The organism is Bradyrhizobium cedriense (assembly GCF_054602315.1).
This window is the reverse complement of sequence record NZ_JBTSWB010000009.1, coordinates 358,945-379,089: the sequence shown is the minus strand read 5'-3', so window position 1 is coordinate 379,089 and position 20,145 is coordinate 358,945. Positions and strand designations below refer to the sequence as shown.

20 protein-coding genes, 1 tRNA gene and 1 pseudogene are annotated in these 20,145 nt (G+C 61.9%); 8 read left to right on the top strand and 14 right to left on the bottom strand.

Translation table 11 applies throughout. The annotated features are described in order from the left end of the window. On the bottom strand, nucleotides 1–595 hold a 595-nt coding region (locus tag ACYCVF_RS32195), incomplete at its 3' end, for an Hpt domain-containing protein (RefSeq protein WP_459604839.1). A gap of 196 nt (nucleotides 596–791) precedes the next feature. Further along, on the bottom strand, nucleotides 792–1,445 hold the full coding sequence (gene chpT / locus ACYCVF_RS32190) for a histidine phosphotransferase ChpT (RefSeq protein ID WP_459604838.1): 654 nt from the start codon (nucleotides 1,443–1,445) through the stop codon (nucleotides 792–794). Nucleotides 1,446–1,661: 216 nt separating this feature from the next. Between chpT and ACYCVF_RS32185 the strand changes: the two genes are divergently transcribed. Continuing rightward, complete coding sequence (locus tag ACYCVF_RS32185) at nucleotides 1,662–2,495, top strand: 3'(2'),5'-bisphosphate nucleotidase CysQ family protein (RefSeq protein WP_459604837.1); 834 nt, start codon at nucleotides 1,662–1,664, stop codon at nucleotides 2,493–2,495. 9 nt (nucleotides 2,496–2,504) lie between these two features. On the opposite strand, the gene ACYCVF_RS32180 is transcribed toward ACYCVF_RS32185, so the two are convergent. Beyond that, nucleotides 2,505–2,990 (bottom strand): YHS domain-containing (seleno)protein, encoded by a 486-nt coding sequence (locus ACYCVF_RS32180; RefSeq protein WP_459604836.1) that lies wholly within the window; start codon nucleotides 2,988–2,990, stop codon nucleotides 2,505–2,507. Nucleotides 2,991–3,128: 138 nt separating this feature from the next. On the opposite strand from ACYCVF_RS32180, the gene ACYCVF_RS32175 reads away from it, so the two are divergent. The 4 genes and pseudogenes from ACYCVF_RS32175 to ACYCVF_RS32160 all read left to right on the top strand — a co-directional run. Further along, a complete protein-coding gene (locus ACYCVF_RS32175; protein ID WP_459604835.1) occupies nucleotides 3,129–3,734 on the top strand; it encodes a DUF1134 domain-containing protein in 606 nt (201 codons plus the stop codon). Nucleotides 3,735–3,849: 115 nt separating this feature from the next. Then, on the top strand, nucleotides 3,850–5,148 hold the full coding sequence (locus ACYCVF_RS32170) for a hypothetical protein (protein ID WP_459604834.1): 1,299 nt from the start codon (nucleotides 3,850–3,852) through the stop codon (nucleotides 5,146–5,148). A gap of 159 nt (nucleotides 5,149–5,307) precedes the next feature. Then, nucleotides 5,308–5,382: transfer RNA gene (locus tag ACYCVF_RS32165), tRNA-Val, on the top strand. 253 nt (nucleotides 5,383–5,635) lie between these two features. Continuing rightward, nucleotides 5,636–6,001 (top strand): annotated as a pseudogene (locus tag ACYCVF_RS32160) (transposase); the annotation flags it as partial. Between the two features lie 794 nt (nucleotides 6,002–6,795). On the opposite strand, the gene ACYCVF_RS32155 reads toward ACYCVF_RS32160, so the two are convergent. Further along, nucleotides 6,796–7,077, bottom strand: a complete 282-nt coding sequence (locus ACYCVF_RS32155) for a thermonuclease family protein (RefSeq protein ID WP_459606692.1) — start codon at nucleotides 7,075–7,077, stop codon at nucleotides 6,796–6,798. Between the two features lie 488 nt (nucleotides 7,078–7,565). Then, nucleotides 7,566–8,027 (bottom strand): MarR family winged helix-turn-helix transcriptional regulator, encoded by a 462-nt coding sequence (locus tag ACYCVF_RS32150; protein WP_459606693.1) that lies wholly within the window; start codon nucleotides 8,025–8,027, stop codon nucleotides 7,566–7,568. A gap of 130 nt (nucleotides 8,028–8,157) precedes the next feature. On the opposite strand from ACYCVF_RS32150, the gene ACYCVF_RS32145 reads away from it, so the two are divergent. Together ACYCVF_RS32145 and ACYCVF_RS32140 are read left to right on the top strand one after the other, a co-directional pair. Next, nucleotides 8,158–9,366 carry an ABC transporter substrate-binding protein gene (locus ACYCVF_RS32145; protein ID WP_459606694.1) on the top strand — a complete coding sequence of 403 codons (1,209 nt, stop codon included), beginning with the start codon at nucleotides 8,158–8,160 and terminating at the stop codon, nucleotides 9,364–9,366. 19 nt (nucleotides 9,367–9,385) lie between these two features. Further along, nucleotides 9,386–10,564 carry a cytochrome P450 gene (locus ACYCVF_RS32140; protein WP_459606695.1) on the top strand — a complete coding sequence of 393 codons (1,179 nt, stop codon included), beginning with the start codon at nucleotides 9,386–9,388 and terminating at the stop codon, nucleotides 10,562–10,564. Nucleotides 10,565–10,953: 389 nt separating this feature from the next. Here ACYCVF_RS32140 and ACYCVF_RS32135 read toward each other — a convergent pair whose 3' ends face one another. Next, nucleotides 10,954–11,346, bottom strand: coding sequence for a hypothetical protein (locus ACYCVF_RS32135; RefSeq protein ID WP_459606696.1), 393 nt, complete (start codon nucleotides 11,344–11,346; stop codon nucleotides 10,954–10,956). Continuing rightward, a complete protein-coding gene (locus tag ACYCVF_RS32130) occupies nucleotides 11,343–12,164 on the bottom strand; it encodes a Fic family protein (protein WP_459606697.1) in 822 nt (273 codons plus the stop codon). The genes ACYCVF_RS32135 and ACYCVF_RS32130 overlap by 4 nt, the downstream gene beginning before the upstream one ends. Nucleotides 12,165–12,259: 95 nt before the next feature. Between ACYCVF_RS32130 and ACYCVF_RS32125 the strand changes: the two genes are divergently transcribed. Further along, nucleotides 12,260–12,577, top strand: coding sequence for a hypothetical protein (locus ACYCVF_RS32125; protein WP_459606698.1), 318 nt, complete (start codon nucleotides 12,260–12,262; stop codon nucleotides 12,575–12,577). Between the two features lie 156 nt (nucleotides 12,578–12,733). Here ACYCVF_RS32125 and ACYCVF_RS32120 read toward each other — a convergent pair whose 3' ends face one another. The 7 genes from ACYCVF_RS32120 to ACYCVF_RS32090 form a co-directional block, all read right to left on the bottom strand. Beyond that, nucleotides 12,734–15,004, bottom strand: a complete 2,271-nt coding sequence (locus ACYCVF_RS32120; protein ID WP_459606989.1) for a TonB-dependent receptor — start codon at nucleotides 15,002–15,004, stop codon at nucleotides 12,734–12,736. A 185-nt stretch (nucleotides 15,005–15,189) separates the two neighbouring features. After that, nucleotides 15,190–15,885, bottom strand: coding sequence for an urease accessory protein (locus tag ACYCVF_RS32115; protein ID WP_459606699.1), 696 nt, complete (start codon nucleotides 15,883–15,885; stop codon nucleotides 15,190–15,192). Nucleotides 15,886–15,914: 29 nt separating this feature from the next. Next, nucleotides 15,915–16,895 (bottom strand): hydrogenase nickel incorporation protein HypB, encoded by a 981-nt coding sequence (gene hypB / locus ACYCVF_RS32110; RefSeq protein WP_459606700.1) that lies wholly within the window; start codon nucleotides 16,893–16,895, stop codon nucleotides 15,915–15,917. Further along, nucleotides 16,895–17,236, bottom strand: a complete 342-nt coding sequence (locus tag ACYCVF_RS32105; RefSeq protein ID WP_459606701.1) for a hydrogenase maturation nickel metallochaperone HypA/HybF — start codon at nucleotides 17,234–17,236, stop codon at nucleotides 16,895–16,897. The genes hypB and ACYCVF_RS32105 overlap by 1 nt, the downstream gene beginning before the upstream one ends. Before the next feature lie 12 nt (nucleotides 17,237–17,248). Next, entirely contained in the window at nucleotides 17,249–18,316 is a 1,068-nt protein-coding gene (hypE, locus tag ACYCVF_RS32100) for a hydrogenase expression/formation protein HypE (RefSeq protein WP_459606702.1), read from the bottom strand. Further along, nucleotides 18,313–19,443 carry a hydrogenase formation protein HypD gene (hypD, locus tag ACYCVF_RS32095; RefSeq protein ID WP_459606703.1) on the bottom strand — a complete coding sequence of 377 codons (1,131 nt, stop codon included), beginning with the start codon at nucleotides 19,441–19,443 and terminating at the stop codon, nucleotides 18,313–18,315. Before hypD ends, hypE begins: the two co-directional genes overlap by 4 nt. After that, a complete protein-coding gene (locus tag ACYCVF_RS32090) occupies nucleotides 19,440–20,132 on the bottom strand; it encodes a D-sedoheptulose-7-phosphate isomerase (RefSeq protein ID WP_459606704.1) in 693 nt (230 codons plus the stop codon). Before ACYCVF_RS32090 ends, hypD begins: the two co-directional genes overlap by 4 nt. Between the last annotated feature and the right edge of the window lie 13 nt (nucleotides 20,133–20,145).

Here is a 20,145-nt window from a genome sequence, read left to right as displayed (position 1 = left end):
TCGCGGTCTCGCGGAAGGCGCGCTCGAGCTCGTCGAGCGAGACTTCGCCCGGACGCAACGGGCGCTCCAGCGTCTGATCGATCAGCGTGCCCGTGGTCATATCCTGTGCCGGCGCAGGCGCAGCGGCAGCCGGGGCTTCCGGCACCAATGGCGGAGCGTCAGTGACGGGAGCAGCGGCACCTGCCGGCATCGGCGGCGCCGACGCTGACATCGCCGCCATGCCCTGCTCGACCATCGCTTCCAGCTTGTCGATAAGATCGCGGTCGTTGCCCTCGGGCTCGGCTTCGGTCGCCTCGAGGCCTGCGAGGATCTCCTTGATGCGGTCGATCGAGGACAGGATCACCGTCACCGCCTGCCCTGTCACCGGCATGCCGTCACGGAATTTGCCCATCAAGGTCTCGCCGGCATGCGCCAGCGCTTCGAGCCGCGGCAGGCCCAGGAACCCGCAGGTGCCCTTGATGGTGTGGACCAGGCGGAAGATGTTATCCAGGATCTTGGCGTTGTTCGGCTCCTGCTCGAACTTCACCAGCTGATTGTCCACGGTGTCCAGGCTCTCGCTGGTCTCCGTCAAAAACTCCCGCAACAGATCATCCATGAAAACAGGCCTTCATACAGGGCGGGCGCGCACGGAGCGTGATGCGCCAATTCGGAATGAGGCCAGCTTCACCGCAAAGCGTTTAATATTGGTTGAGTATGTGGAAAAGAACGGAGCCAACAAAGAGATAAGGCGCTCCGGACAAGCCGAAGCGCCTCGTAAAGATCGGCTTAACCTCTGAGCGCGCCGTGCGCGTTTACGAAGCGGTAATGATGATCGCTTCGCCTTCCGGCTTCAGCGTCACCGTGAGGCCGCAGGCCTGCGCGAGCAGCCGCGTATAATAAGGCTGGATCGCATGCGCATCCGCGGCAGGCCCGCGCTCGCCGCTGAGGAGTTCGGAGATGTTCTGCGGCAAGCGCGCATTGTGTCCGGTCGCGGTGATGCGAAAGCTCATCGTCTCGCCTTCGCCAAGCGGATCGATCGTCAACATGCCCCCGCGCGGGATCGTGTGCTGGGCGACGATCAGCATGTTGAGCAGCAGCTTGACGCGATTCTTCGGCAGCAGCAGCCGCGGCAGGTTCCAGGTGATCGAGCACTTGCCGTCCTCGATGTGGCCGCGTGCCATGGTCTGGGCATCGCCGAGATCGATCTGCGCGCCGGAGGAGCCGGCCGCGCCGAAGGCCAGGCGGCAGAACTGGAGACGGGCCGATGCGGTCTTGGCGCTCTTGCGGATCAGGTCGAGCGCGAATTCGCGGTCTTCCGGCTTGGGATCGTCGTCGAGCACTTCGAGCCCGTTGACGATGGCGCCGACAGGGCTGATGAGATCGTGGCAAACGCGCGAGCACAGGAGCGCGGCGAGTTCGAGCATATCGGGAGCAGTAGCGGTCGCGGGCGACGAGGCGTCAGACATATAATGGGGTCCTGGAGGGTTCCTGGAATTGCACGGCACTGGACGCCGCGAATCACGCATGCTTGACGGATGCTCCGGGTTCTAACATTCGCCAGCCTGTGGCAGCTAGCTTGCGATAGGTTCGAAGCGGCCATAAAGGCAAGGTCGAATCAATCAAGGCGAATCAGCCGAGCGGGCGAGACTTGCTGACAATAGAGACTTGCCGATGAATGAGGCATGCAGGTGAGGATCATCGACGCCAAGGCCGCATCCGGATTGATGGAGCCGCTCACCGCGCTGGTGGTGAAGGCGGGCGAAGCCATCCTTGCCGTCAACCGCGCTGCCATGCGGATCGAGGGCAAGCAGGACGGCTCGCCGGTGACTGAAGCCGACCTTGCAGCGGACCGCATCATCGCCGATGGCCTGGCGCAGCTCGCGGGCAGCGTTCCGACGCTGTCGGAAGAACAGGCCCAGTTCGCCTCCCCGCCATTTCAGGGCAGCTTCTTCCTGATCGATCCGCTGGACGGCACCAAGGAGTTCGTCGCCGGCCGCGACGAGTTCACCGTCAACCTCGCCCTGGTGACTGAAGGCGTGCCGCTGCTCGGAATCGTCAGCGCGCCCGCGCTCGGTCTGCTCTGGCGCGGCATCGTCGGGCTGGGCGCCGAGCGCGTGGCGCTGAGCGGCGCAGCCATCGGGGCGGCCGAGCCGATTCACACCCGCAAGCTGCCGGCGCGCGGCGAGCCCTGGATCGCGGCGGTGAGCCGTTCGCATGGCGATCCCAGGAGCGAGGCGTTCATCGACAGCAGGCCCAATGCGGTCAGACGGACGGTCGGCTCGGCAGTGAAATTCGGCCGGATCGCGGAAGGCAGCGCAGACATCTATCCCCGCTTCGGGCCGACATCGGAATGGGATGTCGGAGCCGGCTGTGCGGTGGTGACCGCGGCCGGCGGCAAGGTGACCGACGGCAGGGGCGGCGAGCTTCGATTCGGCCAGCGCAGCCACACCGGCTTCATCATCCCGGAATTCATCGCCTGGGGCGACCCACAGGCGGTGGCGGTAGGCTGCTACTGACCGGGCTCGTCACTGGCCGAGCTTGTCCTGAAGGGCCGGCCAGCGCTTGCCCACCTCATAGAGGAAGCGCTCGGGATTGGCGACGAAAGCGTCACGATTGGCTTCCCGGCTGAACAAATAGAGCCGCTGCGCAATGATCGCGAAGAAATGGGGATTGCCGGCGATGGTGACGCCGCGGGCGATATCGGCCGGATCATAGCCGCCGAATTGCGGTCCGTAGATCTCTGGATGAGCCAGGAAAGAGGCGCGGTTGCCCTCGTTGCGGAAGCGCCAGACGGCACCCCAGAGATTTGCCTCGAACTCCGCCGTCCCCTGCACGGCCGTCCCCGTGACGAAGTAAGCGACGGGGTCGAAGCCCTCGATGGCGACGCCGGTGAAGCGGTTGACGACGATCCGCTCGGTGGTGGCGGCCACCGCCGGCATCCCCGGGCACATGATCCAGATGCCGGCCAACAGGCAGACGCGAAGGCCGATCAAGGCAATTCCGGGGCGCAAAGGGCTATCTTCCTGCCGTTGTGCCGTCATAGTTGCTGCGGATAACATCCGAGTCGAGGGGACATCCGGCGCAACCTAGAGCCGTGCCTGTTGGCGTCAGGTTAAGGAAGCGACCGGATTCGGTACCAGGGGTTCTTTATGACTTTCGCATCACGCCTTGCTGCGCTCGCGCTTGCCGCGATGGTCGGCTGGATCGTGCCGGCCTCGGCCCAGACGGCGCCGCCGCCCGACCTGCCGCCGCCGCAGCGGACCCCGACACCAAGCACCTATGGGCCGGACGAACTCGTCACGGCCGGCCACCGCTTCTTCGGCAACGTCTCGCGCGGGCTCGCCTCGATCATCGAGAAGGCGGTCAGCCAATGGGGCCTGCCGAACGGCTACATCCTGGGTGAGGAAGGCTCCGGTGCCTTCGTCGCCGGCCTGCGCTATGGCGAAGGCACGCTCTACACCAAGAATGCCGGCGACCTCAGGGTCTACTGGCAAGGTCCCTCGCTCGGCTTCGACTGGGGCGGAGATGGCGCGCGGACCATGACATTGGTCTACAATTTGCCCGCCACCAACGCGATCTACCAGCGCTTCGGCGGCATCGACGGCTCGGCCTACATCATCGGCGGCTTCGGCATGACAGCGCTCACCGCCAACAATATCGTGCTGGTGCCGATCCGCTCCGGCCTCGGCCTGCGGCTGGGCGCCAATATCGGCTATCTCAAATACACGCCGCGGGCGACCTGGAACCCGTTCTAGGTCTGCTCCCTCCCATCCGCGTACAGATCAAGGTTAACGAACGGCCGGGGCTGGCTTTTTGCCGGCCCGGCATGCATTGTCGTTGGTAAATTTTTCCTTAGCTCTGGGAGTTCTCATGGTCGAACCGATCATGTACCTGGCGATCGGTTTCCTGCTCTCGATGCTGTGCGGGCTCGCGATCGTGCCGCTGGTGCATAACCGCGCCGTGCGACTGACCACGCGCCGCCTCGAGGCCGCGACGCCGCTGTCGATGGCCGAGATCCAGGCCGACAAGGACCAGCTCCGCGCTGAATTCGCCATGTCGGCGCGGCGGCTCGAGATGAGCGTCGAGCAGCTCAAGAACAAGACGACGAGCCAGCTCGCCGAGCTTGGCAAGAAGAGTGACGCCATCAACCGCATGAAGATCGAACTCGGCGAAAAGAACGCCACGATCTTCGCGCTGGAAGCGCGCGAGAAGGCCGTAAAGGAACAGCTCCGCGCCACCGAAGAAGAGTTCAGCGCCAAGACCCAATCCTTGCGCGAGGCCGAGATCGCGCTGGCCGACAAGCAGGCCGAGCTCGCGAAGATCAATGCCGAGCTGTCCGACCGCTCCATGATGGCGGAGAGCCGCCAGGTCGAGCTGATCGCCGTGCGCGCGCAGATCGAGGAATTGAAGAACCGCGTCGGCGATGCCGAGAAGGAATTTGCCGCCACGCAGGCGCGCCTCGCGCAGGAGCGCACCGAATCCGAGACCGTCTCGCGCGAGCTCGCCGAGGCGCGCGGCCGCGTCGAGAATCTGAGCCAGCGCGTCACCGAGCTCGATCGCCAGCTCATCGCGCAGGTGAAAGAGGCCGAGATGTTGTCGGGCCGCGTCGCCGATCTCGAAGGCCGCCTCGCCACGCAGGGCAAGCTGCTCGCCGAGCGCGACTACGAGAACAACCAGCTCCGCCAGGCCAACGAGAGCAATGAGCGCACCATCAAGGAGCTGCGCGTCGAGATCGCCGCCTTGAGCGGCGGCAGGTCGTCGGCTGCAATGGAATCGCTGCGCGCGGAAAAGGCCGCGCTGGAGGAGCAGCTCCGCACCGCGCGCGACGAGCGCGCCAAGCTCCAGCGCGACATCAACGCCATCCAGCAGCAGGCGGAGAGTTCCTGGGCCACCGAGCGCATGGAGAACGCGCTGCTGCGCGAGCGCATCAACGACATCGCGGCGGAAGTCGCAAAACTCGCGATGCAGCTCGAAGGCCCGAACTCGCCGATCGAGGCGCTGCTCGCGGCCGAGGCCGGCCAGCCTCCGAAGCCGGCGCCGCGCGCGGCCAACGACGCCGCGACCAACGGCGCTCCCGCGGCCCGCCTGCCCGAAGGCGGCGGAACGCTCGCCGAGCGCATCCGCGCGCTCCAGGCCCACGCCTCCCGCGCCAGACAGCAGGGCGCGTAACCGGCCCCAAACCCGGCTTACCCTGCGGATTGCGTGACCGGACCAGGGTTTTCCGCCCCCGCGGCGCCTGAAAACTTGACACCTTCGGCCCGCACTTCTAAATCGCGGGCTCCGATGTGCCGGCCGGCCGCAAGTTGCGGCCGCCTGCATGATGGTCCCGGGCGCATAGCTCAGCGGGAGAGCGTTCCCTTCACACGGGAGAGGTCCAAGGTTCGATCCCTTGTGCGCCCACCATTATATCATCAAATTCAATGACTTGCTGACCTTATTCCCCTGAGATGTACCCCATAAAAGCGGGGGCACAATAGGGGCACAAATTAAAAAGTCGATCTGCGATGCCCACATTTCGATGCCAGCCGAATTGGCTGATCCGTCGGCGCCGCTTGATATGGACAATTCGAGCTGACGTGTTGGCTCCTATCCGCCGGTCGAATAGCGACCTCTGTGCGGGCCGGACGGAACTTAAAGTGATCCAGTGATCCGATGCCGGCGGATCTTCCCGGAGCGGTTCGGAGAAGACATCGTCCCGCTTCGTCGGCGCCGGACGGCACGGCTGGAATACATCGTCCATCACCTGGGGCTGGCGCTCAGCGACCGGCCGGCGGCAAGGTTCGCCAAGCGGCTGATGCTGCCTGTCAGCAACGATACCTTGCTACGGGTGGTCCGCCGGCGGACGGCGATGCCGACATATCCATTGCTTGTTGTGGGCATCGATGACTGGGCATTCCGGAGAAACCATCCGTACGGGACGATCGTGTGCGATTTGGAGCGCCGGCGGATCGGTACCCTGCTGCCCGACAGAGAAACTGCAACCGTTCGGACGTGGCTATCGAAGCACCCAGCGATCAACATCTCTTCGCTTTGCCTGCGCAAGCAGAAGATAGCCCACCAAGCCGACTAGACAACCTAACTAAGTCCGCCCGTGATATGATGCCTTCGATGCCGTCCGTATCGCTACCTTCAATGCCGGACCCATCCCTTCCCGATCTATCCGATCCGACCGGCAGACTGATGTCCGAGTTCGACTCTTTCACCCAGCACGTGGGCGACGCTTTGCCACTCCTCGAACAGATGGGTTACGAGGTCACCACGTTCAAAGTTACCTGGGGCCTCCCGCCCAGGGCGCGTTTGTGCTTGAAGTCAAACGCCAACACCAATGCGCAAAAGGTAAGCTCGACAGCAAGGCTCCGAACAGCGAGGTGTTGGTGTCCGCTCTGATCTCCAGCGCAGTAACCGCTAAGCGCATTCAAGCAGCATGAAATTGGAGACCGCCTTTCTGGACACAGACTTTGCGGTTCCGCCTCCCGTGACATGAAATTCGTAAATTCGAAGGACGCGCCAAAGGACGATGTTCGTGACTTGGACGACTTAGAGCTTGCCTGTAAGAGCTAAGGCTTCGCTGCCGCGCTTGCGTCGTCCGAACAGTGGCTTTCCTTGCCGCCCAGCTTGACGCACGCTCGATAGAGCCACGGCGCCACCTAGAAGCCAGTCCAAACTCCCCGCCCCGCGTGCTAGGCTTCGCGTTGGGCGCCATCGTATTTGCCTTTCGAGTAGCGGGGCCAATCGAACGCGAGCCCGCCGCGGACAAGCCAGTCACCCAGGCCAGTGGCGCCTATTGCGCACGTTCGGACTGTGCTCCCGTAGACATCACGGCTCACAGCTCACCCCCCTTCTTATTATGAACGCGTTCAACTCATTCGCGGCCTTCGCTCCACAACGATAAGGCAAGCTGTCGTCACCCCGGCAGAGCTGCGAGCTTTCAGACGCATCAATGCCCCGCAGCCTAATGCGCGTGCCGTGAATTTCGAGCGTGTGGCCGTCGATGATGCTGGCCTGTCCGTTGATCGCCGCAAAAAGAGCTGCGTTGCCTAAAGCCAAGATCATGAGGCCAGCAACGATAAACTTGCAGCTCAACGCGTCGGCTTCCATTCCCGTGCAAGCTTCTGAGCTTCGGCTATTTGTGCAGGGGTCGGCATGTCGTCGAAGTCCGCCCGGCCGATCTTGAAAAGCTCATGGTTGCGCCGCCTGTGCTCGGCTTTGAGCGTTGCGGGGCTGACGCTCCCCTCGAAGATGATCTCGCAGACAGTCGCGGCGCTTCTGCAGACAGAGCCTATGATGCTAATTGCCTGCGCGATGAACCTGCCCTGAGCCGGATCAAAGCTGTGATCCTGCCGAACCCTATTCGCATCACCCCGATAAGAACGCCTCCAAAAGCCGAAACGTCATCGAGCGCATGTCTTGTTGATTGAAAGAATTTCGTCGCATTGCAACTCCCCATGGCAAACGCGCTGACATCCTCCCGTCCACAACCCTCTTGGCGAACTCGCTGACTTGGTGGATCAATTGAGTTTCGACTCTAGTTGGAAACAGGAAGTGCGCGCTCCCGCGGAGAAAGATTGGCTCTTCAGGCCGGGGCGTCACCACAGCGGCACGATACGATTAAGAAACTCCAGCAGCTTGTCTTGCTCAGCCTCGCTGAGTGGAGCCAGCATTTTGCGATTGTAGGGGTCTGTCGCGTTGGCGGCTTCCTTGATCAGCTTCGTGCCTTTCGGAGTGAGGACCAATTCGACAGCGCGACGATCGGACTTTGATCGTGTGCGCTTGATGACGGCGGTCGACTCGAGTTCGTTGAGCGTCTTTATCAAATTCGGCAACTTCAGGTGCAACAGGCTCGCCAGGCCGCTCGGAGGAATGCCCGGGTTGTCACGGATGATGGTGAGTATCGCGTAGGTCGCCGGGGTTAAGCCGAATTCGGCGAAGTGCTCATAGAAACCTTCGAAGAACTTCAACTGCGCCATGCGTAGCATGAAGCCGGGCGTCCTCCGAAGCGCCAGAAGATTCAGCAATGTGGCCTGGCCCGGCTGGCGAACAAGCTTCACCTTAGCTCCGTATCTATTCATGACTCGCAATTTGACCGGGCTTCAGGCGAATTGACAACGCCCAAAATAGCTATAAAATATAACTATTATATATAAGCGGCGTTGAAGTCCGCGAGAGGGAGGAGACACAATGAGCATTAAGTTGCTGCGGCAGGTGTCCATCTGGGCCTTGTTGCTGGTGCCGGTACCGGTTCTCGCGCAAGACGTGGTGAAGATCGGCATCCTGAACGACCAGTCCGGTCCGTTCGCGAGTTATCAAGGCATTGGCTCGGTCGTTGCAGCCAAAATGGCGGTCGAGGACTATGGCGGAAAGGCGGGCGGAAAGCCCGTCGAAGTTGTCGCCGCCGATCATCAGAACAAGACCGACGTCGGCATCGGGATTGCAAGGCGGTGGTACGAGAACGAAGGCGTTGCCGCGATCTTCGACGTTCCCAACTCCTCGATCGCGCTCGCGGTCGCCGGCATGAGCGCCGAGAAGAACAAGGTTTTCGTGGGATCCGGTGCCGGCACCGCGCTCCTTACCGGGGAAAAGTGCACGCCGAACACCGTGCACTGGACCTACGACACCTATGCCTACGGGCACGGCCTTGGCAAAGCCATCGTGGCGCAGGGCGGCAAGAAGTGGTTCTTCATCACCGCCGACTACGCTTTCGGCCATGATCTCGAGAAGCAGGCCTCCGAAGCCGTGAAGGCATCCGGCGGCGAAGTGCTCGGGGCAGTGCGTCATCCCTTGGGAACCCCGGACTACGCATCATTCCTGCTCCAAGCCCAGGCGTCTGGCGCCGACATCATCGGCATCGCCAATGCGGGTGACGACACCATCACGTCGATGAAACAGGCAGCCGAGTTCGGACTGACCAAGGATCGAAAGCTCGTCGGATTGATCCTAGGCATGAACGGGCTCCCGGCCCTGACGCTGCGGTTTGCGCAAGGAGCCCAGATCATGAACCCGTTCTACTGGGACTTGAACGAGAACACGCGCGCCTTCGCGAAACGCTTCGCCGAACGCATTCCGTCAAAAGCCTATCCGAACGACATGCAGGCCGGCGTCTATGCCTCCGTCATTCACTATCTCAAGGCGGTCGACAAGGTCGGGGGCGCCAAGGACGGCAAGGCCGTCGTGGCCGCGATGAAGGACACTCCCACCGACGACCCGCTGTTCGGCAAAGGCTACATCCGCAAGGACGGCCGCAAGATCCATCCGCTCTACCTACTCCAGGTCAAGGCGCCAGACGAGTCGAAGTCGCCCTGGGATCTCCTGAAGGTGGTCGGAACAATCAAGGGCGAGGACGCGTTTCGGCCCGAGAGCGACGGCCAATGTCCGCTGGTGAAGCAATAGCAGAGCGAGCAAGATGGCGATGAGCGGCACTCCGTCCTACACCGACGACCCCTTTGCGTCCGACTTTTTGCTGAATCCTTATCCCGCCTACGAAACGCTGCGCGCGCTCGGGCCCATATTCCGGATCGAGCGATACGACATCTGGGCGATGGCGCGCTATACCGAGGTCGACGCCGCGCTGAAAGACTGGCGCACCTATATCAGCGGCGAAGGGGTCGGCCTGCACGGGATGAATCCGGCGCTCCCCAAGCCGTTGACGCTGCAGATTGATCCTCCCGACCACGACAAAGGGCGCCGCGTGCTTGGCCGGACGCTGTCGCCGGGCATCGCGAAGAAACTGCGCGCGACCTTCCAGAGGGAAGCCGAGGCGAAGGTCTCGGAGCTCCTGGACAAGGGTACGTTCGACGGAATGCGCGATCTCGCGGAAGCCTATCCGATGAAGGTGTTTCCGGACGCCATCGGCATCCGGCCCGACGGACGCGAGAAGTTGCTGGCCTGGAGCACCTTCGTGTTCAACAGTTTCGGCCCCGACAACGAGCAGGTCGCAGCGACGAGGCCAGCGGGTCTCGCGGCGCAGAGCTGGATCATGGAATGCTGCGCGCGCAGTGTGCTGCGGCCGGATGGATTGGGCATGATGATCTATGAGGCCGCCGACGAGGGCGAAATCACCGAGCAGGAAGCAACCCATCTGGTGCGACCGTTCCTCACCGCCGGGATCGACACCACCGTCAACGGTATAGGCAACGCGGTGCTAGCGCTCGCCACCCATCCGGACGAGTATCGGAAGCTCCGCGAAAGGCCGGAGCTTGCGCGCAACGCATTCGAGGAAGGACTACGCTATGATTCACCAGTGCAGACGTTCTTTCGCACGACCTCCCGTAGCGTCGAGATCGGCGGCCAGACGATCCCAGCGCACCGGAAGGTGCTGCTGTTCATGGCGTCGGCCAACCGTGACCCGTCGCGGTGGGAGCACCCCGATCGCTTCGACGTTGCACGCGGCGTAACCGGGCATGTCGGTTTCGGCGCCGGTATTCATGCCTGCATCGGACAGATGATTGCCCGACTCGAGGGCGAGCTGATCCTGGGCGAGCTCGCGAGACGAGTGAAGAGCATTGAACTTGCCGGCGAGCCGAAACGCTTGCTGAACAATTCGCTGCGCGGCCTGACGAGCATGCCGATCCGCGTGACCCCGGCCTAGCCGAGTCCTCAAGATCATGCGGACAATTGCGTCAATCGGATAAGACAAATCGTCGGTAAAATGACTCGCTAGTTCTGGGTGACACCGTTGGCAGGTTGACACGCTCTTCGTGCATCCGCAGTGTGCGCCGTCGAGCAACGGCGGCTTATCAGGTCATCATCCCATACTGAGTTCGGACGAGAAATAAACGCGGTCTAATTCACAGCGCCGCTGACTGCGAGCCAATTGCGTTGATCGTCAACGTCGTCGCGAAGACTGTCCAGCGTACCGTCATAGACGAAGTGTCCATGCCCCATGACGAGAACGCGGTCGCTGATATCTAGCGCAATCGTCAGGCGCTGTTCGATCAACAGAACCGACACACCCGCTTACGGATATCGAGAACTGCCTCAACCAACCGTTCGACGATCTTCGGCACCAAGCCCGGTATCCAGCCGGACTCCGCCCCACATCTGTTGCAAACACTGACGTCGGCCTGTCCGGAGCGAGAGGGCTGCCGGCGCACTCGTGAACCGGCGAAATGTCGCTCTTCTGCATTTCTTTGATGTTCCGGCCGACAGACCATCCCGCCGATTTCGAGCTCCCAAGATAGATTGGGGAAAGTCGGCCTGCCCGCTGGAGCCTCTGAGTGGCTTGAAGTGCGCGCTAGTGGCGACCTCATCGTCGGTCAGTTTGGCAAATTCCTTTTCACGGCCGCGTTTCGACAGAACACCCTCGTTTTGTCGCAGGAAGCCAAACAACAGGTCGACGGTGCCGTCCGGCATATCGACGATCTCTGTCACGCTACGCCTGAACGTGTCGTAAGCTTCCAGATATCTGGCTTCCGCCGGCAGATCGGTAGCGATCGTCCTTGCGACGCATTCATAGAGGAATTCGGCGTGAGGCGTGGCTCGAAGAAGCGATAGAAATCTGCCGTATCGTTGAGGACGAGAACATTCCCTTTGTATGTCGGCTCCCATTTGATGAAGGGCAGCAGGCGAGCCGAATAGCTTTCAAGAGTGCGCCGGTAATCGTTAATGCGATCCAGGATCGCGGCGGAGACTGGAAAGACCATGCCGGGCGGATTGAAGCCGCGCTCCGCCAGGACGTGATGGATCAGATAACGATGCAGGCGGCCGTTGCCGTCCGCGAACGGGTGAATATAGACGAATCCGAACGCGAGGATGGCGGCGGCAAGGACAGCGTCCAGATCCGGCGCTGCTTTGCGGTCGAACGCGACCAGCCCTTCGATCAGGGACGGCAGGTCCTCGTGTCTTGCGCTGATATGGTCCGGCAAGGGCGTGCCCGAGTCACGGTCCCGGTCGCCCACAAAGCCCCCCTCGTTGCGCAGGCCCAGCAGCACAAAGCGATCGTCGCCGATGACGATGCGTTGCAAGCGCAGCAGTTCATCGAGGTCGATCGGCTTGCCCCCGGCTTGGCCAATCGCTCTGCCCCAACGTTGAATGCGCTCCTGCGGCGGATGCTCGCCTTCGATCTCAAAGCTCGAGCGCAAGTCCTTCAGCAGCAGGAAGGCGACCGTGCGCGCGAGCACGTCCGCGGGCACGTCGGCGATAACCTCGCGCGCGCGCTCTGGCAAGTTGCGCTGCGTGAATCCGCGCAAAGCGTCTGTCCGAAGATCATCGGGCAGAAGGACGGTGTCCCGGGCAGATTGTTTTTGACGCGATGACGCGTGGAGGTGATCCCGGCTGCCGCCCATTGCAGATCAGGATCGACGATCTCCGCGTAAACGCCTTTCTCCGCCGCCCGCAGATCGAGCGTCTTGCCGAGCAGCCACTCGCACAAGAACCAGCTGCGTCGAGCATAGGCGCCGGTCGGCGTTTCCCTGACCATGGCCTCGATCGGTTCTGGTCCAGCCGCCTGAAACAGGGCTTTCAGGACCAGCAGGTCAAGTCCTTCATATTTGAGGGCGAACGTCAGATGGCCTTCGAGGCCGGCCGGCGGCGCGTGGCGCGGCGTGTAAATGTGCCAACCGTCTTGTTGATATTCCTTATGGCGCGGCCCGATGGCGGATAACTATCGACCTTTATTATGAAATTTCGCACCCGGACACGCCGCAGCAAATACACCCATCGCACGGGCCTGGCGGTTCGCGCTGAGGTGATTCGTCATGAAATGAATGAACGGATAGCGGAAGGGCCGATCGCCAGCCGTCTAGACTAGTCTGGCCAGCTAGAACAGCCCAGAAAGTGTTAACCGCAGCACAAGGGGTTCGACCGGGTGGAAGACATAATCCATCACACCGTTCTGACAAACCGCTGCCGGGGCGACCTGTAGCGGATAGCAGAGATTGTAGAGGCTGTCTTTCTTGATCAGCGATCCGTACGCATAGGTGATCTGGTTGGCCCTGGTGTTGAACAGGTTGAGACCATCCAGCTGAATGCGCCAGCCATTGTCGAGACGGTAGCCCACGCGTCCGTTGAAGATGCTTGTCGCCGACGAGCGGAAGGCATTGTCTTCGGTGAGCGGGCTTGAGGCCAGATAACGCCAGCGGAATGCGCCGAACCAGCCGGTCTGTTCCCCCAGGGTGATGCCGGCGGACGCGATGATCGCCGGCGCGTTGGGAATGTAGTTGCCTGGCGCGTTTCCGATCTGTGCCTGCTGGTAGCCGGCAAGCGAGGCATAGATCGCTGCCTGACCGCCGTCATAGCCAAGAAAGCGAGCGTGGGTCGCGGCGACATCCGCATCAAGCGCAAACCAGGATTTTGGACGATAAGTGTTGGTCCACTCCACCCCATAGCGCCGGCTCGGCCTGCTCGCTGAGGTGTCGCCGGCGTCGCCGTTGAACACGATCTCGGAGTCCTGATCGAGGATGAATACGCTTACCGACGAGTCGAGACCGGGGACGACTTTGCTGCGGATGCCGACCTCGGCACCTTTGGTCCGCACCAATAGCGGCGAGGCGGATAGCTTGACACTCGGATCGGTCGGCTCCTCGGTTATTGTGGTGCCGCGCGCGTCGTTGCTGTGCATACCCGTGCCCGCGCCGAAAAAGAGTTCGGTCTTGCTGAAGGGACCAACGACCATGGTGAATTTCGGACTGCCGATCGCCGCACGCGTGTTGCCGGAATTGTTAGCGTCGAAAATCGAGTCCACGGTTGCGGCATAGTAGTCACCACGCAAGCCCAGCGTCGTCCTCAGCCAGTCCGTCCAGCGCACGGTGTTTTGGGCGTAGATACTGAAGCTTGATTCCCCCACGGTGTCGCTGCGCACGTTGGTGAGAAACGTTCGCTGATAGGTGTCTATCAGCGCCAAATTGATGGCGTCATATCGGGTTTGGATACCGAAGGTGGTGTCCATAGGTCGGCCAGCGAATGACCCGCTAAAAGTCTGCGACGCGTTGGCGCCGGCCATGACCCGGTCGTCGTGCTGGTGAAACTGATCGCCAAGCGTCGGATTGGTCAGAAAATAGGTGAAGTTGTTGTAGAGGTCGAGCCCACTTTTGACAATGAAGGCATTGGCCTTCCACGATCCGCCGTCGTCGGTCCCGGCGATCCGCGCGGACAGCGAAAAGCGGTTGGTGTTGCCGCCATCGCTCGGATCTTCCGCGCCGTACAATCCGATCTGTTGCGAGGTGACAGCGCGCGCGGGCACCTGATCGGTCGCATTCCATCGGTTCGAATAGGCCATGGCGGTGACGGAAAAGCCGTCCTGCGCCGTTCCTTGCGTGTAGCGCAGCATGCTGTTGAGCTTCTGCACGTCGTCCGGATTGGCCCAAGGTCCGTTGTAGGTGCCGACCTCGCCGGCGGCCAGCAGCGTTCCGTCGCCGAGTTTGACCGATCCCATGCCGAAGATTCGCTTGTAGCCGAAGCTTCCAGCGGTGATCTGCGCAATGACCTTGTCCACACGGTCGATCAGGCCGATGTGGAGGTTGCCGGCCGAGCTGAAATCGCCTTCATCGGCAAAGTACGGACCCTTGCGCACGTCGAGCGTGTTGACCGTCTCCGGCATCAGCCAATTCAGATCCGAATAGCCCTGCCCGTGCGCATGGGTGCGCATATTGATCGGCACATCGTCGACCCAGATCGCCATGTCGGTGCCGTGATCAAGATTGTAGCCGCGCAGGAAATACTGATTGGCTTTGCCCTCGCCGCTGTGCTGTGTAACGATCAAGCCGGGAACGGCCTCAAGAACCTCGCCCGGCCTCGTCACCGGTCGGGCGTTCAACTCCTCGCCGGTCACGACGGTCTGGCTAGCCATACTCGGCTGGCCGACACGTCCCGAGCCCACGTTGGGTGCGCCCGACGCAGGTGCAGCAGGCTCGCTCGGAGGATTGGAAGACGCCTGCTTTTGCGACAGTTGCCCTGGAATCCGTACTGCGCGCTTCAGCTGTCGACGCGGTTTCAGCAACCGTTGCGGAGACTGCACCGTGACCGGTGGCAGAACCGTTACAGCCAAGGGACCCGAAGGCTTGGCAGGTACGGCACCGTTGCTCGCCGGCATGGCTGGGATCTGGGCGAAAGTCGATTGCTGAAGTGCCAGCACCACGACGACGACGAGCAGGCCGCGTAGACCATTGAATGCGCTGCAGCCTCGCATCGGAACGCCCTCGACCGCTTCGTCACCCACCGCCCTCACCCTTCAGGTACGGCCACAATCCGGCATGCAGTGCGGCTCCATGGGTCGTGCTAGGCGACCAGGGTGTTGTAGACCGTCAGGGCACCCACTCCGATCGTGATGATGCCGACCGCCCCCTGAATTGCGTGGTTGGCGCAAGCAAGCCAACGCGCAGATGCGGCAAGCGGGACAGCGATGACCGTCGAAAGGGCACCCATTCCCAGCATCGATCCAACACCGAACAGAGCGACATAAAGCATTCCATAGATGGGATTGGCGACCTGAGACACTGTCAGAATTACAAGTGCCGCCGAACCGGCCATGCCATGTACCAATCCGACCATCAACGAACGCCAGCGGAAGCCGTGGCGGTGTTGGTGCACACTCTGCTCATGCGGCACAGAGTCCTTGCCATGGCTATGGGCATGAATGTGTCGCGTTGCCTCGCCGTGCCCGTGCGGATGAACATGGACGCGGTCGCGTCCGAGATGCCAAAGCACGTTGACGCCGAGGCCAATCAGCATAATTCCGACCGAGGTCTCAAGGGGGCCCGCGAGGCGCTCGGGAATCGCGTGACCTAACAGAATGGCCACGCCCGCAAAACCGAACAGCGTCAAGGTATGGCCAAAGCCCCAGGTCAGCCCATGCCTGACGATATCGCTGATATTGGTTCGCCGCGCGGCGATGCTGGAGACCGCGGCGATATGATCCGCCTCCAGCGCATGCTGCATCCCGAGCAGAAATCCCAGCCCAAGAATCCCGAACATCGGTGCCCCGGTTTCCTTTGAAGAACTTGCTAGGCGAATGCCGTCGCATGAAGCTTGTTCACTTCCATTCGCAGCCAGCCATACCAGTCCGACAGCCCCTCGCCGCTTCGCGCCGAAACCTGAAACACGGTAATTTCCGGATTGAGCGCACGCGCATTTGCGATCGCGGTTGGCACGTCGAAATCGACATGGGGCAAAAGGTCCACCTTGTTCAAGACCATGACCTCCGCGGCGCGAAACATGTGCGGATATTTCAATGGCTTGTCTTCTCCCTCGGTCACCGAGAGGATCACTACCTTGGCACGCTCACCCAGGTCGAACATGGCAGGACACACCAGATTGCCGACATTCTCGATCATCACCACGGAGCCGGCCGCGGGCTTCAGTTCGCTCAAACCGCGCGCAATCATGTCTGCTTCCAGATGGCACCCGGTGCCGGTATTGACCTGGATTGCCGCCGCGCCGGCGGCGCGGATTCGCTGTCCGTCATTGTCGGTCGCCTGATCGCCTTCAATGACATAGAGCTTTAGCTCGGCCTTCAGATCGCGGATGGTGTGCTCCAGCAGTGTCGTCTTACCGGCACCGGGTGAACTGACGAGGTTCAACGTCAGGATTTCGCGGCCCGCCAGCCAGGCGCGATTTCGTGCTGCGAGTGCGTCGTTTTTGGCAAGGATGCGCGTCTCCAGCTCTACAATGCTATCTTCACCATCGTGCGGGTGGGCATGCCCGTGGCTGTGACTATGCCAGCTGCCATCCGCGTGCTGGTGCTGATGCGGGCGGTCATCATGGTGATCGTGGTCATCATGCGAGTGGCTCGTGCCGTCGCCATGGACGTGACCATGGCTGTGCCGGGTGCCATCGGCATGCCCATGATCGTGTTCATGATGGTCCGCTTCGTCATGAGCGTGGTCGTGATCGTGCGAATGGTTGCCCATTGTCATCTCCTTTCCGGTCTGGAGATTGAGGGCCGTTGCGCCCTGCTTGCTGCCGCACCCACAATGACCACACATCAGGCGACCTCCTCTTCGAGTTCCATGCTTTTGATGTTCAGTTCCTCACCCTGGAGTCGCGTCAGCCGGCGCAAGCCGCAGGAGCACGGCGTGAACAGCGTTTGGGTGGCAAACTCCGATCCACAGGCGTCGCACCGGGCGCGTCCTTCAATCTTTCTGATCTGAAGCGCCGCGCCTTCGAGTAAAGTTCCTCGCGCGACCGCGTCGAAGCAGAATGCGATCGCGTCCGTCATCACGCCGGACAATTCTCCGACCTCGATGTTAATCCGGCGGACCCGACGTCCTTTGGCTGCGTCGCCAACGATGGCGACAATGTTTCTGACGATGCCGAGCTCATGCATGGCAGGCCGACCTCAACAGATCCGAGGCAATTGCTCGCCCACCAGCATGTCCACGATCCGCCGTCCGCCGAACACCGTGTGCATGGTGACGCGCCCCATCTCTCCCTGATCGACCCTGCCGATGATCCCGGCGCCCGCGCCGAGGGGATGGCCGCGCATCGCCGCGAGTGCAGCACCGGCCTGTTCGGGGGGCGTGATCACCACGATCTTGCCTTCGTTGGCGAGATAGAGCGGATCAAGCCCGAGGATTTCGCAGAACGCCTTGACTTCCTCACGGATCGGCGTGGCGCTTTCATCGATTTCGATGCCGACCTGGGAAGCATCGGCGATCTCGTTGAGCACCGTGGCAAGTCCTCCGCGGGTGGCGTCGCGCACGAAGCGAACGCCGGGCGCTGCGGCCAAGACTGCATCAATCAAGCCGTGGAGACACGCGCAATCGCTCTCGATCGGGCTGTCGAGCGCCATGTCGCCGCGCGCACACAAAATCGCTGCGCCGTGATCACCAAGCAGCCCGTTGACCAGCACCACATCTCCCGGCCTGGCCGTGTCGACGCCGAGCGCAAGCCCTTTGCGGATCACGCCAATTCCCGTGGTCGTGATGAACAGCTTGTCGCAAGCACCGCGCTGCACCACCTTGGTGTCTCCGGTGGCGATGAGGACGCCGGCCGCGCGGGCTGTCGTCGCCATCGAATGCGCGATCCGACGCAGAAGACCGACGCTCATGCCCTCCTCGATGATGACGGCACAGGACAGATACAGAGGCGTTGCCCCGCCGACGGCGAGGTCGTTGACGGTGCCGCAAACTGCGAGCTCGCCAATGTCGCCGCCGGGGAAGAACAGCGGATCGACCACAAAGGAATCCGTGGTGAAGGCCAGCCGATCGCCATGGCCGGCGAGTTCGGCTAGATCGAACCGCGCCTGGTCTTCCAGCGGTGCCAGCGCACGGTTGTCGAAGGCTGCGACGAACACGTCGTCGATCAGGTCCTTCATGGCCTTGCCGCCGCCGCCATGGGCGAGCGTCACCTTTTCGACATTGACCTTGCCGAGCTTACGAGCGCGAATGAACGGCGCGACGTTCATACCGCCTCCTTGTAGCGCTTTTGGCCACCATATTGGTAATAGGCGGCACAGGCACCCTCCGACGACACCATCAGCGCGCCGAGCGGTGTCTCAGGCGTACAGGCCGAGCCGAACACCTTGCATTGCCACGGCTTGATTACGCCCTTGAGGACCTCACCGCACTGGCATGATTTCGGATCGGCGATCTTGAGATTTGGAATCGCAAACTTCTGCTCTGCGTCATAATGGGCATAATGATCGCGCAACTTGACGCCCGAGTGGTCGATCGACCCAAGGCCGCGCCATTCGAAGAATTCGCGCAGCTCATAGACGCGTGAAACGGCCTGCAGCGCGGCGGCGTTGCCGCCATTGGGAACGATGCGGACATACTGGTTCTCGATCTCGCTGCGCCCTTCCTTGATCTGCTTTAAGACCATCCAGATCGATTGCAGGATGTCGAGCGGCTCGAAGCCCGCCACCACCATCGGTTTCCTGTAGAAATTGGCGATGAACTCGTAAGGCGCTGTGCCGATGACCATCGAGACGTGGCCGGGCCCGAGGAACCCGTCGAGCTGAAGGCCCGGACTGTCGAGGATCGCCTTGATCGTCGGAACAATCGTGATGTGATTGCAGAACACCGAGAAATTGCCAGTGCCTTCGGCTTCCGCCTGCAGGATGGTCAGCGCGGTCGACGGCATCGTGGTCTCGAAGCCGAGCCCGAAGAACACCACTTCGCGGTCCCTGTTGTTGCGGGCCAGCGCCAGCGCGTCCATCGGCGAATAGACCATCCGGACATCGGCGCCCTCGGCCTTGGCCTGCAACAGGCTCTTCTTCGAGCCCGGCACCCGCATGGCGTCGCCAAAGGTCGCAAAAATGACTTGTGGATTCTCGGCAATCGAGACGCAGTCGTCGACGCGTCCCATCGGCAGCACGCAGACCGGGCACCCCGGTCCGTGAATCAGTTCGATCTGCTTTGGCAGCATGCCTTCGAGCCCGTAACGGAAGATCGAGTGCGTATGGCCGCCACAGACCTCCATAATGTAGATCGGCCGGTCCGGCGGCAGCGTCAGGGTCGAGACCAGCGCTTCGATCTCCCGGATCAGCACGCCAGCCTTTTCGCCATCGCGGAATTCATCGACATATTTCATGCGGTGGCTCCCTTGGTCGTGGCCGACCCGCGATCATCCGCCAGCAGCGTGTGCACGAGGTCCCACAAAATGTGATAGGCCGCGACGTGACACTCCTGGACCCGATGGATCGAGGTCGTCGGCACCACCAGGCAGAAATCAACCAGGCCGGACGATTTCATCTTGCCGCCGTCGCCACCGGCGAGCCCGATCGTGACGATGCCCATCTCTTTCGCCTTGGCAAAAGCCGCCATCAGGTTGGAGGAATTGCCGCTGGTGGAGATGCCGACCAATGCGTCGCCCTTGTCTCCCTGCGCCAGCAGTTGACGGACAAAGACGTGCTCGAATCCGAGATCATTGCCGACGGCCGAGATCATCGCCAGATCGGCGACGAGATTGGTGGCGGCGAGTGCCGGCCGCCCCGCGGTGATCGGGTGGACAAACTCCACGGCGACATGGGAGGCATCGCAGCTCGAGCCGCCATTGCCCATCGAGAACAAGCGGCCGCCGCGCCGGTAGACTTCGGCGAGCGCCTTGGCGGCCGCGACCAGGACCGGACCCTGTTCGCCGAAAAAGCGCGCATTGGTTTCGCGGGAGTCGCGGGCTTTCTCCTCGACAGAATGCAGCATCACCGCGTCAAGCCGGGCTGGAGCCTGGGGTTGCCCATGCAGAAATGGATAGAGTGCCTTGAGATCGCCTTCGCTCGACATGGTGTGACCCTCC